Here is a 14051-nt window from a genome sequence, read left to right as displayed (position 1 = left end):
CCCGTGTTCATTCGGTCTCGCCGGCCGCCTTCACCGTGTGGCCGTCGGCGGGAGGCGGGCCGAACCGCTCCACGAGGTCGGTGTAGCGGCCCTTGCCGTCCAGGACGTGACCGACCGCCATGGTGAGATCGCCGACGTGCGCGACCGCCTGCAGCCGCACCGTCCGATCGCCGGCCGGCTTCGGGCCTCGAAGCGTGGTCCAGTGCGATCCGTCGTAGCGGAGCAGGAAGCCCTCGCCCTCGTGCTTCGGGTCGTACCCCGAGATCCAGAACCTGCCGTCGCTGTCCCCCGTGACGCCGTACAGCTCGGCGCGCCGCTCCGGCGGCGTCACGCGCTTCCACTGCTTGCCGTCCCAAGCGAGCACCAGCGGCGCGATGCCGCCGTCGCGCTGGTAGACGCCGCCGACCGCGACCGCACGCTTGCGGCCGTCGGCGTACACGTCCCGCAGGAAGCCGCCCTTGATCGCCGGCAGGTCGGCCTGTTTCCACCCGCCGCCGGTCAGGTGCATGGCCAGCGGGCCGGAGCCGGTGTCGCCCACCGCCCAGCCGTCCGACCGGCCCGCGAACGCCACGCCGTACATCGCGCCCACGGGGCCCTGGACGGTCTTCCAGGTCGTGCCCTTGGCGGATCCGCCGCTGCTCAGCAGGAACGCCTTGCCGTCCCGGCTGCCGACCGCGACCACCCGCCCGGAGGAGGCCGCGACACCGCCGAGCCAGTCGCCGGTGCGCAGCTGCGGCACGCCGACGCGGTCGAACCCGTCACGCGAACCCTTGGCGACGTACGGCAGGCCGTCGTGGCCGTCGCCGACGGCCCAGACCTCGGAGGCGGAGGCGGCGGCGACCGACCGAAGGTGGCCGGCGCCGGTGGCGTCGCCCCTGATCGGCACCTCGCTCCAGGAGGAGCCGTTCCAGTGGGTGATGATCCCCTGGTTGCGCCAGAAGTCCCAGGCGTTCTGCTGGCCCACGGCCCAGATGTCCGTGGCCGACAGGCCGGCCACGTCCGACAGCGAGCCGTCGGGCTGGAGCCGTCCGGTGGAGGAGCCCGCGTCCTGGGCGACCTCGTCCCCCGACGGGCCGCGCCCCACCTGGGCACGGACGATCCCTGCGTACGCGTGCGCGACCGATGTGGCGCACGGGAGGAGTCCGGCCAGCAGGCCGGCGGACAGCACACACAACGGCACCGCACGCCGTGTGAGGCGGCGGGTCATGAAACGATCGTACGGGTGACCGGGCACTCCCCGTCACACAGGTCGCGAATCCGGTCACCCCGAGATGCGGAAACGCGGCCCTGCCGGCGGTCTCCGCGCCCACCTGGAAGCCGCGGCACCCCGCCCGAATCCCCACCGCCCGAATCCCCACCGCCCGAACCTCCACCACCCGAACCTCCACCGCCCGGCCCGCCGGGGCCGGTTCAGCCGTGGAGGCGCTCCCGGCCGCGTCAGGCCCCCGGCGGCCGCGACGCCCACCCGCGGCGGGTCCAGGCCCTGGCCGCAGTCGTGCGGGCGCTCCCGGCCGGGTCGGCCCCGGCGGACGGCCGCGTCAGGCCCCGGCGGACGGCGTCACGGCGATCTCGGCGACGACCGGCAGGTGGTCGCTCGCGGCGGACAGGTCCCCGGGCCGGACGTCCGCGCCGCCGTACGACACGACGGTCAGGCCGGGCCCCGCGAAGATCGCGTCGATGCGCACGCGGGGATCGCGGGCCGGGAACGTCGCGCCCGCCCGGCCGTCCTCTCCGTCCGTCCCGATCCGCGGCTCGGCGTCCCGCACGGCGGCGAAGCAGTCCGTGTAGCGTCCCGAGAGAAGACGCCAGACCGGGGAGCCGGGAACCTCGTTGAGGTCCCCGGCGAGCACCGGCGCGGCCCCGGACTGCCGGGCCGCGCGCTCCAGGATCGGCATGATCTGGGCGGCGTGGCGCAGCCGCGCCCCCGCCACGAGGTCGAGGTGGGCCGAGCACACGGCGTACCTCTCCCGGTCCTTCTCCACCGTCTTCTCCACGACCTTCTCTACGACCTTCTCTACGACCTTCTCTACGACGGCGAGCGCGACGGACCGCCACTCCAGCCCGGGAAACCACCGCAGGCGGTGCCCATGCCCGCGCAGGAGCCGTACGGCCGGGGAGATCAGCACGGCGGTCCCGCCCACGCGGCCTCCGGCGGCCACGGACAGGCCGGCCGCGCGGGCCAGCGCGCGCCGCTCCCGCCGCCAGCCGGGCAGGCGGGGCGCCTCCTGCAGGCACAGCACGTCGGGCCGCAGGGCCCTGATCACCCGGACCAGCGCCCTGCGGTCGTCCTTCAGCCCCCGGACGTTGTAGGTGGCGACCCGCAGCACGCCGTCAGCGGAGCCGGGCCAGGTCTCCGGCGCCCACCAGCCCCGCCGAGGGGCCCATCTCGGCCACCCTGATCTCGGCGAGCGGGCGGTGGCCCCGGCCGGTCAGCCGCGCGGCGAACTCCTCGCGCACCCGGTCGGCGAACAGGTCCGCCGCGCCGGAGACGCCGCCGCCGATGATGAAGCACCCGGGGTCGAGGACCGCCGCCATGTCGGCCAGCCCCTGGGCGAGCCACTGGGCGAGCGACTCGAAGGCGGCCAGCGCCGCCCGGTCGCCCTGGCGCGCGGCCTCGGTCACGTGCTCGCCCTGGATGCCCTCGGCCGTGCCGCCGCCGAGCCGCAGCAGGTGGGCGGCGCCCTCCGGGTCGGCCTGCGCGTTGTTGCGCGCGTCCATCAGCAGCGAGGTGCCGCTGGCGTACCGCTCCCAGCAGCCGTTGTTGCCGCAGCCGCAGGGGCGGCCGCCGGGCACCGCCTGCATGTGGCCCAGCTCGGCGCCCATCCCCCACCGGCCGCGGTAGAGCTGGCCGCCGAGCACGATGCCGCCGCCGATGCCGGTACCCACGGTCACGCACACGACGTGGCTCTCGCCCCGGCCCGCGCCGAACCGGTATTCGCCCCAGGCCATCGCGTTGGCGTCGTTCTCGACGACGACCGGCAGGCCGACCAGGTCGGCCACCTTCTCGCGCAGCGGCTCCTCGCGCCAGGCGAGGTTGGGGGCGAAGCGGATGACCGAGCGGGTCTCGTCGACGAAGCCCGCCGCGCCGATGCCGACGGCCTCGACCTCGTGCCGGGCCGCGAGCTCGGTCACCGCATCGGCGATCGTGAGCGCCATCTTCTCGGGACTGCCCGCCGGGCTGTGCCGCAGGCCGCGCTCGATGATGGCGCCGTGCTCGTCGACGACACCATACGCGATCTTGGTACCGCCCACGTCCACGCCGATGGTCAGCGCCATTCGTCATCCTTCCACCCGGTCCGGTTCTCATCCGGATCCGCTTGTCGCCCGGACCCGCTTCGCGGCCACGTCCGCTTCGCGCCCGGGTCCGTTTCCGGCCCGGGCTGCTACGGCCCGAGCCTGCACGCCGCGCCGATTGAAGCCGATCAGACCGGGTTGTGGCAATCCCGCCGCCGTCCGCCCTCGACCGGCCCGTCAGCCCAGGTCGATGTGCTCGACCTTCGAGTCGCCGGGCCGCCGCTCCCCGTCCGGGCGTTCCTTACCGCCCGTCATGGGGCGTTGCAGGGCGTCGACCGCCTCCCGGAACGCCGCGAACAGCTCTCCGCCCGCCGCGATCAGGTGGCCGGTGACGTCGCCGCCGGACTCGCGGCGTGCCGCGATGACCCGGCACACCGGGCAGGCCCGGCAGACGTACTCGTCGTGGTCCTCCGCGACCGCCTCGCTCCAGACGTCGTCGCTCCGGCCGCCCGCCCCGGCGCCGCCGAAGGCGGATCCGAAGCCGCTCACACCGCCCTTCACGAGCGCCTTGCCGAACTCCCGGCCCATCCGCCGCTGCACGGCGTCCAGCAGCTTCATCGCCTCCTCCGCCGCCGACCCGAGCGGGTCCTGGCGGCGGGGAGTGGTGTCGTTGGAATCCGTCATTTCGCCCCTCCTGCCTGGAACCGTACCCGGAGCCGGCCGTCCCGGAGCACCGCCGAGGAGATCTCACGCCGGGCGAGGGCGGCGGGCAGGGTGATGACGCGCCGGTAGGACCCGGCGGTGACGATGATGTCGTCGCCCTTGCGGGCGAGATCGAGGTCGTCGCGGTCGGCCAGCGGCAGCGACAGCGTCAGCTCGTCGGTGGTGAACGTCAGCGGCGGCTCGACGCCGGGACGCGCGAAGGGGTCGCGGTCTCCGTACATCCGCGCGGCGAGGTCCGAGAGGGCGGCGGTGCCGACCGGCTCCGCGGGGAGATAGGGGACGGTGAGGACGGGCAGCGGCGCGAACGACTCGTGCACCGCGGCGAGCTGCCTGCTCTGGGCCTCCACCCATCCCAGCCGCCACTCGTCGGCGCCCTCCGCCGGGAAGACCCGGTTGGCGATCACCGCGTCGACGCGGTAGCCGTACAGGCTGAGCGAGGTGAGGGTGCGCCGGGCCTCGGCGACGACCACGGCCTCGGGGGTCAGCACGAGCCGCACGGACGCGTCGTCGCCGGTCAGCAGCGCGCGCACCTCCAGCAGGCCGCGGTGCAGCCGCTCCCCCGCCGAGACGACCTCGCCCTCGGGGACGCTCACCTTGGCGACGTGCCGGATGACCGGCGACAGCGCCCTGAGCATCCGCCTGCCCGTGGGGAGCAGGCGGTTGACGTGCCAGTCGAGCGCCTCCGGCAGCGCGAGCAGGCGCAGCGTCTCGGCGGTCGGCGCGCAGTCGACGACGATCACGTCCCAGCGGCCGGTGCGGGCCTGCTCGCGCAGTTCGAGCAGCGCGAGGATCTCCTCCGCGCCGGGCAGCACGGTGATCTCCTCGGCGGTGACCTCGTCGAGACCGAGCTCGGCCAGCACGTTGCCGGCGTAGTCGCGTAACTCTCCCCAGTGCCGTTCAAGCGACCTCTGGGTGTCCACCTGCTGCAGGTGCAGGCCGGGCGCGGCCTCGACCGGCTCCGACGAGGGCGGCACGCCGAGCGCGTCGGCGAGCGAGTGCGCGGTGTCGGTGGACACGACCAGCGTCTTGTTGCCCCGCCCGGCGGCGAGCGTGGCGGTCGCGGCGGCCGCCGTGGTCTTGCCGACCCCGCCCTTCCCCGTGAAGAGGAGGATTCTCATCGGCTCTCGACGCGCCGCTTGAGCCCTTTCAGCGCGGTGTCGACGATGACCTTCTCGGCCTTGCGCTTGATCATGCCGATCATCGGGACCTTCAGGTCCACCGCGAGGTCGTAGGTGACCTCGGTGCCGCCGCCGTTCTCGGTCAGGCGGTAGCTGCCGGTCAGGCCCGACAGCATCTTCCCGGCCTCGACCATCCGCCAGGTCACGCCCGCGTCCTCGTCCCAGTCGTACCCGAGGACGTAGTCGTCGCTGATCACGCCCGCGTCGAGGACGAAGCGGACCCGGGAGGCGCGGCCGTCCGCGCCCGTCTCCAGGACCTCCACCTTCTTCACCTGGCCGGCCCACTCCGGATAGGCGGGGAAGTCGGCGATGACGGCCATGATTGTCGACCGGCCGGCGCCGATCGTGATGCTCGACGAAGTGCGATCAGCCATGCGCCAACCGTACTTCACCATTCCAGGGCGAAAGGCGTGCCACGGCCGCGGAAATGGCCGACGTTGACGCATTCCGTGCGACCTATGCGGGTGCGGCCGACCAAGGGCTGGTGGACGTGGCCGAACAGCGCGAAGCGCGGCTGCGTCCTTTTGATCGCCTCCAGCGTGGCCTCGCTCCCCCGTTCGAACCGCCGGGCCACCACGTCGTACAGCAGGTCGGGGACTGCGGGCGGGATGTGGCAGCACAGCACGTCCACCTCGCCCACCGCCTCGACCTTGCGCGCGTACTCCTCGTCGTCGATCTCGTACGGCGTGCGGTATCTGGTGCGCAGGCCGCCGCCGACGAACCCGAAGGTCAGCCCGCCGATCTCGGCCACCTCGCCGTCGAGTACCCGCTGGCCGGGCCGCAGATGGTCGGCCCACAGGCGCGGCATGTCCACGTTGCCGTACGTGAGGTAGGCCGGAGTGGGCATGGCGGTGAAGATCTGCTCGTACTGGCGGCGGACCGCCGCCTCGATGTGGTCGCGGGGGTCGCCGTCGAGGGAGGCCCACAACCCGGACGACAGTTGCCGCGCCTCGTCGAAGCGGCCCGCCGTGCGCAGTCCCACGTACTCGCTCGCCTTCTCCGCGCCGAACAGGTCGGGGAAGATGCCCTGCGAGCGGTCGGCGTAGTCGATGAACAGGAGCAGGTCGCCGAGGCAGATCAGGGCGTCGGCCCCGTCACCCGCACGGGCGAGCGCGTCGGCCCGGCCGTGGACGTCGCTGACGACGTGGATGCGCATGCCGACATGGTAAACGGCCGCTTTACCTAGCATCCGCTTGGGTAACGGGAAGGTGTCGGGCCCACCGCGCGGGGGACACTGATAGCGTCCGCGTGCTCCCCCGGATAACGCCTGGGTGACGAACCTACCCATGCGTAACATCGCACGGTAGCGTCCGGTGAGACACGAAGAGTTATGCCCGCAACGCGGTCCCCGCCCTGCGCAGGGGGATCGCGCGGACGTGCGCGAAGGAGTGACCCGTGCGCGAGTTCAGCGTTCCCGTGCTGGTGGACGTGCCCCCGTCCGCCAATTGCACCGACGTGGTGTTCCAGCGCGGTGTGGACGAGCCGGACGCCGTCATCATCCGCCGCAAGGAGAGCGAGGACCCGGCCGCGCCGTGGACACCGGTCACCGCCGCGCAGTTCAGGGACCAGGTGGCGGCCGTCGCCAAGGGGCTGATCGCCGCCGGGATCGAGCCCGGCGACCGGGTCGGCCTGATGTCGCGCACCCGTTACGAGTGGACGGTCGCCGACTACGCCATCTGGGCGGCCGGCGCGGTCGGGGTGCCGATCTACGAGACCTCCTCCGCCGACCAGGTGAAGTGGATCCTGACCGACAGCGGCGCCAAGGCCGCGTTCGTGGAGACGGCCGCGCACGAGGAGACCGTACGCGAGGCCGTGCCCGAGCTGCCGCTGCTGTGGCGCATCGACGGCGGCGCGTTCGCCGAGCTGGAGCGCCTGGGCGCCGACGTGTCCAACGACACGCTCGCCGAGCGCAGGGCGAGCCGGGGCGGACGCGACCTCGCCACGATCATCTACACCTCGGGCACCACCGGCATGCCGAAGGGCTGCCGCCTGACCCACGACAACCTGCTGTTCACCGCGCGCAACGTCTCGCGCGGGCCGCTGGAGTCGATGTTCGACGTGGAGGGGCGGGCCGCGCTGCTCTTCCTCCCCCTGGCGCACAGCTTCGCCCGGATCATCCAGGTCGTCCTGATCGAGACCGGCACGGTGCTCGCGCACAGCCCGAACATGAAGAACGTGGCCCCCGACCTGCGGGAGTTCAAGCCCACGTTCCTGCTGGGCGTGCCGCGCGTGTTCGAGAAGGTCTACAACGCCGCCGAGCAGAAGGCCAACGCGGAGGGCAAGGGCAAGATCTTCCACGCCGCCGTACGGGCCGCGATCGAGTGGAGCAGGGCCGAGAGCTCCGGCGGTGCCGGCCTCGGCGCCCGGCTCAAGCACGCGGCCTTCGACAAGCTCGTGTACGGCAAGCTGCGGGCGGCCACGGGCGGCGCGCTGACGGCGGCCGTCTCCGGCGGCTCGGCCCTCGGCGAGCGGCTCGGCCACTTCTTCCGCGGCGTGGGCATCGAGGTGTTCGAGGGCTGGGGGCTCACCGAGACCAGCGCGCCCTCGACCGTCAACATCCCGGGCGCCAACAAGATCGGCACGGTCGGCAAGCCGTTCCCCGGCGTGAGCATCCGGATCGCCGACGACGGCGAGATCCTCGTGAAGGGCCGCCACGTCTTCGACGGCTACTGGAACAACGAGCGCGCCACCAAGGAGGCGATCGACCCGGAGGGCTGGTTCCACACCGGGGACGTCGGGCAGCTCGACGAACACGGCTACCTGAGCATCACCGGCCGCAAGAAGGAGATCCTCGTCACCGCGGGCGGCAAGAACGTCGCCCCTGCGCCGCTTGAGGACGCCATCCGGGCGCACCGCCTGATCAGCCAGGTCATGGTCGTCGGCGACGGCAGGCCGTTCATCGGGGCGATCGTCACCCTCGACCACGAGGCGATGGAGCAGTGGAAGGAGGCCAACAGCCGCTCCGGCGCGTCCATGGCCGAGCTGTGCTCCGACCCGGCCGTCATCGCCGAGGTGCAGCAGGCGGTGGACGACGCCAACCGGATGGTCTCCAAGGCCGAGCAGATCAAGAAGTTCAGCATCCTCGACATCGAGCTGAGCGAGGAGAGCGGCCACGTCACGCCGAAGCAGTCGATCAAGCGACACGTCGTGGCCCGCGACTTCGCCAAGCAGATCGACGAGCTGTACGGCGACTGAGCGGCGACCTGGACACCGCGGGTGCGCCGGGCGCGCCGACGGAACTCCTGAAAGTTTCATCGGCGTCGGCGCACCCTCCGGACGGCGCGGGCCGCGGTCGCGCGAGAGGACCGGGACGGCCGGGGACATGCGGTGATCAGCCCCCTATGGGAGTGGGTCTTCTTCGCCGCCGGTGACGGACGACCTGCGGCGACGCCGCGCCGGCCCTGTTGACCACCGGAAACATCGCAGCCGTCCCGCAGCAGCGCGTTTCGCTTGGTTATGCTCCAAGCGCATCCATGATCATTGTCTGGAGAGGGGCGGGCGATGAGCGACAGAGCCGGCAGATGGAACTGGACGCACCGCGATCCCGACTACCTCCCCCCGGAGATCGACACCACGAAGCCCAGCATCGCGCGCGTGTACGACGCGTTCCTCGGCGGCAAGGACAACTTCGCGGTGGACCGCGCGGTCGCCACGGAGGGCATGCGGCACTTCCCCGACCGCGGCGAGGGCGCCCGCAACAACCGGGCCATGCTGTTCCGCGGCGTGAAGTACATGGCCGCGCAGGGCATCGACCAGTTCCTCGACATCGGCTCGGGCCTGCCCACGATGGACAACACCCACTCGGTCGCGCAGCGGATCGATCCCGCCGCGAAGGTCGTCTACGTGGACAACGACCCCATCGTGCTGGCCCACGCGCGGGCGATCCTGCAGACCGACAAGCGCACCCGCGTGATCACCGCGGACATGCGCGAGCCCGAGGTGATCCTCGGCCACCCCGAGGTCGATGGCTTCCTCGACTTCTCCCGCCCCATCGGCCTGCTGCTGGTCGCCGTGGTCCACCACCTCGCCGACGAGGAGGACCCCGACGGCCTCGTGGACACCTACAAGGCCCGCCTGGCACCCGGCAGCTACATGCAGCTCACCCACTTCTGCTCCTGCGCGCCGGAGATGCGCGAGCTGGAGGCGGTGCTGCTGCAGATGCTGGGCACCGGCCGCGCCCGCGACATGCCCGAGATCGTGCGGTTCTTCGACGGCCTCGAACTGATCGAGCCCGGCGTGGTGCACGTGCCCGAGTGGCGTCCCGAGAAGCCCGTGAGCTACCCCCTCGACCTCGGCGGCATCTGCGTCGCCGGCGGTGTGGGCCGCAAGCCCTGACCGGCCGGAACGACCTCGCGGGCGTGCCCACGAGGCGGCCGCACAGCGGGCGTGCTCCCGGCTGAGGCAGCCACACAGCGGGCCGTGCCCACCGGCTGAGGCTGCCTCACAGCAGCGCGGCGAACCGGGCCGCGACGAGGTCCCAGCGCCACTCCTCCTCGATCCAGGCCCGGCCCCGCTCGCCCATCGCGCGGGCGCGGGCGGGGTCGGCCAGCAGATCGCCCACCGCGGCGGCCACCGCCGTGTGCGACGTGCCGTCGACCACCAGGCCCGTCTCGCCGTGCCGTACGGCGTCGGGGGCGCCCCCGGAGGAGCCCGCGACCACGGGCAGCCCGGTGGCCGACGCCTCCAGATAGACGATGCCGAGGCCCTCCACGTCGAGCCCGCCGAACCTGCTGCGGCAGGGCATGGCGAACACGTCGCCCGCGTCGTAGTAGGCCGGGAGGGACGCCCAGGGCACGGACCCGGTGACGACCACCGAGCCGCGCAGGCCGGCCCCCGCCGCCGTCCGTTCCAGCGACCGCCGCAGCGGGCCGCCGCCGACCAGCAGCAGGACCGCGCCGGGAACCCGCCGCAGAACGAGCGGCCAGGCCCGCAGCAGCACGTCCTGGCCCTTGCGCGGCACCAGCCGGGAGACGCACACGACCACCGGCCGGTCGCCCAGGCCGAGGGACGCGCGGATCCGGTCGCCGCCCGCCCCCGGACGATAGAGGGTCGTGTCCACGCCGGGCGCGAGCCGTACGAGCCGGGAGGCGGGCACGACCCGGGCGATCCGGCGGCGGGTGTACTCGCCGAGATAGGTCACGATGTCGGCCCCCGCCCCGATGCGGCGCAGCAGGGCGCGCGCGCCCGGCAGGCGGGCCCACGACGCCTCGTGCCCGTGGGTGAGCATGACGATGCGGCCCGCGCCCGCGGCGCGCAGGCCGGGAGCCAGCAGCCCCAGCGGCGCCGCCGCGCCGAAGACGACGGTCGCGCCGTCCTCCACCAGCGCCGCCGCCCGTCGCGCCACCGCGCGGGTCGGCAGCATCAGCGAGGAGGGATGCCGGACCACCTCGTACGGCTGGCGGGCGTCGAACTCCTCACACCCCTTCCAGCGCGGGGCGTACACGACCACGGAGCCGGGCGGCCTGCGCACGGCGAGGCCGTGCACGAACGCCTGGATGCCGCCCGGTCTGGGCGGGAAGTCGTTCGTGACGATCAGCGTCCGCTTCGTCATCCTCACCCCCGCTGCCGGCGTGATCACGCGGTCCCCCCGCGCCGCCCGAGAACGCATTGTCGCAGTCCCGGCCGGGTCGTCGCGGTCGGACGATCAGGTCCGGGCGAGCTGCTCGCGCGACCACGACCGCCAGGCGCGGGTCAGGTCGCCGGCGGTCAGCCCGAGCTCCTCCCGCAGGGCGGCGCCGATCTCCTCGCGCAGCGCGGCGCGATAGAGGGCGACCAGCCTCGGCTCGCCGAACCGGGCCGCGATGTAGCGGCAGGCGAGCCACGCCTCCTCGTACGCCTGGGCGGGCCTGGCGGCGAAGTCGGCGGGCCCCGGCAGGCCGCCGAGCGCCGCCCTCCCGGCCGCGACGTCGGCGGCCAGCTCGGCGGCGACCGTACGGACCGGCAGCCCGCTGTCCAGGTAGCCCACGTAGTCGGCGAAGCCCTCCATGAGCCACATCGGCACCGTGCGGCGGCCGGCGGTCGCGACGTGCGTCAGCTCGTGGGTCATGACGACCAGGCGGCCGGTCGCGGACAGGCGGGCGAACGCGGCCGGCTGCACGATCACCCGGTCGCCGGTGGCGACGGCCGCCAGGCCGTCCACCTTCGCCGGCGCGGCCAGCACGGCGGCCTGCTCCTCGGTGCGCGGCACCAGGACCACCGCGCCGCCGAGCCCGCCCCAGACCCTCGTGACCGTACTGCCCGCGCGGCCGGCCAGCGCGGCGATCTCGGCGACCAGCGGCCGGGGCGACCCGACGACGACGGCGCGCTCGCCGCGGGCGACCGAGGCGCCGGTCCACATGCCGGGATGCTCGCGTACGGCGGCGCGGGCGTCGAGCCGCAGGGCGCGCAGCGGGTCGGGCGGCGCCGCGGCGGCGGGCCCGGCCAGCAGCGCGGCCAGCGCGACGGCCACGGCCGCGATCCGGCGGGGAGTGGCCCCGGCGGGTCCGGGCCGGCTCCGGCCGGCTCCGGCACGCACGCCCGGCGCGCACGCGGGCACGCCGCTCGTGACAGTCACGCCGTGCATGGTAGCCAGCGCATGTCACGGCCCCGCCCACCTCGGCGAGGTGGACGGGGCCGTAAGGACGGCGCCGGTCGAGGGGGCTTGGTGACCGGTGCCCGTCAGACGCCCGGCCGGACGGCACCCACGAAGGTGCTCCTCCGGTAGGCGTCCAGCTTGTCGATCCTGACCCGCGTGCCGCTGTGCGGGGCGTGGATCATCCTGTTGTGCCCGACGTACATGCCGACGTGGCCGCCGCCGCTGGTGAAGATGAGGTCACCGGGCTCGAAGTGCCCCCAGGACACCTTCTTCCTGACCGCGCTGCGGATGGACCACGTCGTGCGCGGCAGCCGTACGCCGGCCTTGCGCCAGGCGTACTGGACCAGGCCCGAGCAGTCGAACGCGCCCGGTCCCGTGGCTCCGTAGCGGTAGGGGTCGCCGATCTGCTTCTCGGCGGCCTTCACCGCGCGCCGGGCCCTGGCCCGCTGGAGCGAGGCCCTGCTGATCTTCCGCTTGGCGGTGTGCCTCTTGGTCCGCTTCTTCGCGGCGGCGTTGCGGGCGGCGGTCTTCGCGCTCTCCTCGGCGCCCGTCTTCGTGGCCGTCTTCGTGGCCGTCTTGGTGGCCGTCTTCGTCGCCGTGGCCGTCGTGACGACCGTGACCGTCGCCGGGTCGGCCGCCGGGTCGGCCGCCGTGCCGGCTGCCGCCGCCGGATGTGCTCCAGCGACACCTACGGATGCCGTCAACGCGGCACCACTAACGGCAATTCGGGCAAGACGGGACAGACTGGGGGTGGTAGACAGGATCTCTCCTCGAGTCTTCCGCTCACGCCTACCGGGTTAGCTGACGGGTTCGGGCGGGGAAGTCGCCCTACGGCGCGCGATGCGCCGATTCACCCCGGACCTTCGCGTGAAGGTCGGTGGTTCCCCGGCTCCGTGCCTCCTGACTGCACGGACTCGGCTGGCCATCGGCGTCGGGGGGATCCCACGGGGGAGGGTGATGAAGGACGCCGATGCCGCTGGATGACTGCGACCGGCCGGCCGGACCGGGACGCACGGCGGCGAGGCGTGCTCGCCGCGGCCCAGAAGCTACCCAGGACTCGCGGCGTTCGGCAAAGCGCTCCAGCCGGATAAAGATCGCATAACGAAGGCCGCGGAGAAGAAATCGCAGCTTACCCACACCGCGAATGCGCCAAATGTGACCCTGCCCACAATTTGCACAACAAGCGCCGATGGGGTCACATTTGCCGCGTCAGTCACAGATCGTCACGGAGACGGCGGGACCGTCAGGGGCGCACGGCTCCGATCGCGTGATACTCGGCGAGTGTGACGACTTTCACAACATCGCCGGTCTGCGGGGCATGAACGACCTTCCCGTCGCCGGCGTAGATGCCGACGTGCCCGTATCCGGCGTGCCAGAGCAGGTCGCCCGGCTGGAGGTCGTCGAGCGAGACCCGGCGGCTCGCGCCCCAGGCCCACTGCTCGTAGCTCGTCCGGGGCAGCCGGACGCCCGCCGCCGCCCACGCGGCCTGCACGAGCCCGGAGCAGTCCCAGGCGCCCGGTCCGGTGCCCCCGTAGCGGTAGGGCTTGCCGATCTGCTTGTAGGCGAACTGGAGGGCGGCCAGCGCGTTGCCGGACGCCGGCCCGTTGTAGACGACGCCGGCGCTGTTGGGGTTGCCGGGGTTGAACGTCCCGAGCGAGCGCAGCAGCTTCATCTGCTCCCGGACGAGCTTGTCGACCTTCTCCTTCTCGTCCGCCAGCTCGTCCTTGACGTCGGCGGCCTCCTTGTAGACCTGCTTGCTCTGGTTGCGGCGGTTCTTGAGGTCCTTGATGGCGCCCTCGTACGCCTTGAGCCGCCCGGCCCGCTCGGCCGACATGTGGTTGAGCGTGGCGAGGCCGCTGAGCATGGCGTCGGGGTTGGAGCTGTAGAAGACGCCGCCCCACGACCCCATGTCGCCGACCTGGTAGCTGCTGACGGCCATCGAGACCAGCCCGGAGCGTAGCTCCTCGACCCGGGCGTTCTGCTTCTTGTAGTCCTCGTTGATCGTGAGGTACTTCTGCCGGGCCTTCTTCCACTTCTCGTTGGCCGCGTTATAACGGTCCACGAGCTGGTCGGCCTGCGCGTTGAGCTTGCTCAGCTTCGCTTTCACCTGCGCGACAGTGGGCTTCGGATCCGCCTGCGCGCCCGTCATCGGAGTGAGCAGGACCACGGCGGCCAGACCGGCGGCCACCGGCACACGCCCTCGCACTGAGCCCCCTTGAGGATAAACCTCTTTGATCGACGAAACCTGCGGCGCGACTCTATCTAGGCGATCTTGAAGCTTCAACCTATTCGCAGGTATTCGCGGCAGTCGTCACCTACTGTGACGTCGCAGGTCCGGGGCG

The 14051-nt window shown here is 72.8% G+C and carries 13 protein-coding genes and 1 riboswitch; of the genes, 2 read left to right on the top strand and 11 right to left on the bottom strand.

Annotation, left to right across the window (positions count from 1 at the left end):
* Nucleotides 1-7: 7 nt before the first annotated feature.
* The 7 genes from HCK04_RS00810 to HCK04_RS00780 form a co-directional block, all read right to left on the bottom strand.
* Nucleotides 8-1207, bottom strand: coding sequence for a hypothetical protein (locus HCK04_RS00810; RefSeq protein WP_142644921.1), 1200 nt, complete (start codon nucleotides 1205-1207; stop codon nucleotides 8-10).
* A 331-nt stretch (nucleotides 1208-1538) separates the two neighbouring features.
* Nucleotides 1539-2327 (bottom strand): endonuclease/exonuclease/phosphatase family protein, encoded by a 789-nt coding sequence (locus HCK04_RS00805; RefSeq protein ID WP_142644920.1) that lies wholly within the window; start codon nucleotides 2325-2327, stop codon nucleotides 1539-1541.
* 4 nt (nucleotides 2328-2331) lie between these two features.
* Complete coding sequence (locus tag HCK04_RS00800; RefSeq protein ID WP_142644919.1) at nucleotides 2332-3276, bottom strand: ROK family glucokinase; 945 nt, start codon at nucleotides 3274-3276, stop codon at nucleotides 2332-2334.
* A 195-nt stretch (nucleotides 3277-3471) separates the two neighbouring features.
* Nucleotides 3472-3918: a DUF5304 family protein gene (locus tag HCK04_RS00795; protein WP_142644918.1), complete on the bottom strand. Its 447-nt coding sequence runs from the start codon at nucleotides 3916-3918 to the stop codon at nucleotides 3472-3474.
* A complete protein-coding gene (locus tag HCK04_RS00790; RefSeq protein ID WP_142644917.1) occupies nucleotides 3915-5075 on the bottom strand; it encodes an ArsA family ATPase in 1161 nt (386 codons plus the stop codon). The genes HCK04_RS00795 and HCK04_RS00790 overlap by 4 nt, the downstream gene beginning before the upstream one ends.
* Nucleotides 5072-5509, bottom strand: a complete 438-nt coding sequence (locus HCK04_RS00785; protein ID WP_142644916.1) for an SRPBCC family protein — start codon at nucleotides 5507-5509, stop codon at nucleotides 5072-5074. The genes HCK04_RS00790 and HCK04_RS00785 overlap by 4 nt, the downstream gene beginning before the upstream one ends.
* Nucleotides 5510-5523: 14 nt before the next feature.
* Entirely contained in the window at nucleotides 5524-6291 is a 768-nt protein-coding gene (locus HCK04_RS00780; RefSeq protein ID WP_142644915.1) for a metallophosphoesterase, read from the bottom strand.
* A gap of 239 nt (nucleotides 6292-6530) precedes the next feature.
* Here HCK04_RS00780 and HCK04_RS00775 point away from each other — a divergent pair, with 239 nt between their 5' ends.
* Nucleotides 6531-8330: an AMP-dependent synthetase/ligase gene (locus HCK04_RS00775; RefSeq protein ID WP_142644914.1), complete on the top strand. Its 1800-nt coding sequence runs from the start codon at nucleotides 6531-6533 to the stop codon at nucleotides 8328-8330.
* A gap of 306 nt (nucleotides 8331-8636) precedes the next feature.
* The gene (locus tag HCK04_RS00770) at nucleotides 8637-9470 is read left to right on the top strand and encodes an SAM-dependent methyltransferase (protein ID WP_142644913.1); all 834 of its coding nucleotides are present in this window, start codon (nucleotides 8637-8639) and stop codon (nucleotides 9468-9470) included.
* Between the two features lie 106 nt (nucleotides 9471-9576).
* Here HCK04_RS00770 and HCK04_RS00765 read toward each other — a convergent pair whose 3' ends face one another.
* The 4 genes from HCK04_RS00765 to HCK04_RS00750 form a co-directional block, all read right to left on the bottom strand.
* Nucleotides 9577-10686, bottom strand: a complete 1110-nt coding sequence (locus HCK04_RS00765; protein WP_142644912.1) for a glycosyltransferase family 4 protein — start codon at nucleotides 10684-10686, stop codon at nucleotides 9577-9579.
* Nucleotides 10687-10779: 93 nt separating this feature from the next.
* Complete coding sequence (locus tag HCK04_RS00760; RefSeq protein WP_142644911.1) at nucleotides 10780-11688, bottom strand: hypothetical protein; 909 nt, start codon at nucleotides 11686-11688, stop codon at nucleotides 10780-10782.
* 104 nt (nucleotides 11689-11792) lie between these two features.
* Complete coding sequence (locus tag HCK04_RS00755; RefSeq protein WP_142644910.1) at nucleotides 11793-12413, bottom strand: C40 family peptidase; 621 nt, start codon at nucleotides 12411-12413, stop codon at nucleotides 11793-11795.
* Between the two features lie 67 nt (nucleotides 12414-12480).
* A riboswitch (cyclic di-AMP (ydaO/yuaA leader) is annotated at nucleotides 12481-12639 on the bottom strand.
* Between the two features lie 313 nt (nucleotides 12640-12952).
* On the bottom strand, nucleotides 12953-13915 hold the full coding sequence (locus HCK04_RS00750) for a C40 family peptidase (RefSeq protein WP_142644909.1): 963 nt from the start codon (nucleotides 13913-13915) through the stop codon (nucleotides 12953-12955).
* Nucleotides 13916-14051 lie beyond the last annotated feature (136 nt).

The sequence above is a fragment of the Microbispora sp. CL1-1 genome (assembly GCF_012034195.1).
GTDB lineage: Bacteria > Actinomycetota > Actinomycetes > Streptosporangiales > Streptosporangiaceae > Microbispora.
The sequence above is the reverse complement of the archived record's forward strand: the minus strand, read 5'-3'. Positions and strand labels throughout refer to the sequence as shown.

Bases quoted from the DNA above. Each gene is read 5' to 3' on its own strand.
- HCK04_RS00810 (WP_142644921.1), bottom strand. From the start codon at position 1,207: ATGACCCGCCGCCTCACACGGCGTGCGGTGCCGTTGTGTGTGCTGTCC.
- HCK04_RS00800 (WP_142644919.1), bottom strand. From the start codon at position 3,276: ATGGCGCTGACCATCGGCGTGGACGTGGGCGGTACCAAGATCGCGTAT.
- HCK04_RS00795 (WP_142644918.1), bottom strand. From the start codon at position 3,918: ATGACGGATTCCAACGACACCACTCCCCGCCGCCAGGACCCGCTCGGG.
- HCK04_RS00790 (WP_142644917.1), bottom strand. From the start codon at position 5,075: ATGAGAATCCTCCTCTTCACGGGGAAGGGCGGGGTCGGCAAGACCACG.
- HCK04_RS00785 (WP_142644916.1), bottom strand. From the start codon at position 5,509: ATGGCTGATCGCACTTCGTCGAGCATCACGATCGGCGCCGGCCGGTCG.
- HCK04_RS00780 (WP_142644915.1), bottom strand. From the start codon at position 6,291: ATGCGCATCCACGTCGTCAGCGACGTCCACGGCCGGGCCGACGCGCTC.
- HCK04_RS00770 (WP_142644913.1), top strand. From the start codon at position 8,637: ATGAGCGACAGAGCCGGCAGATGGAACTGGACGCACCGCGATCCCGAC.
- HCK04_RS00765 (WP_142644912.1), bottom strand. From the start codon at position 10,686: ATGACGAAGCGGACGCTGATCGTCACGAACGACTTCCCGCCCAGACCG.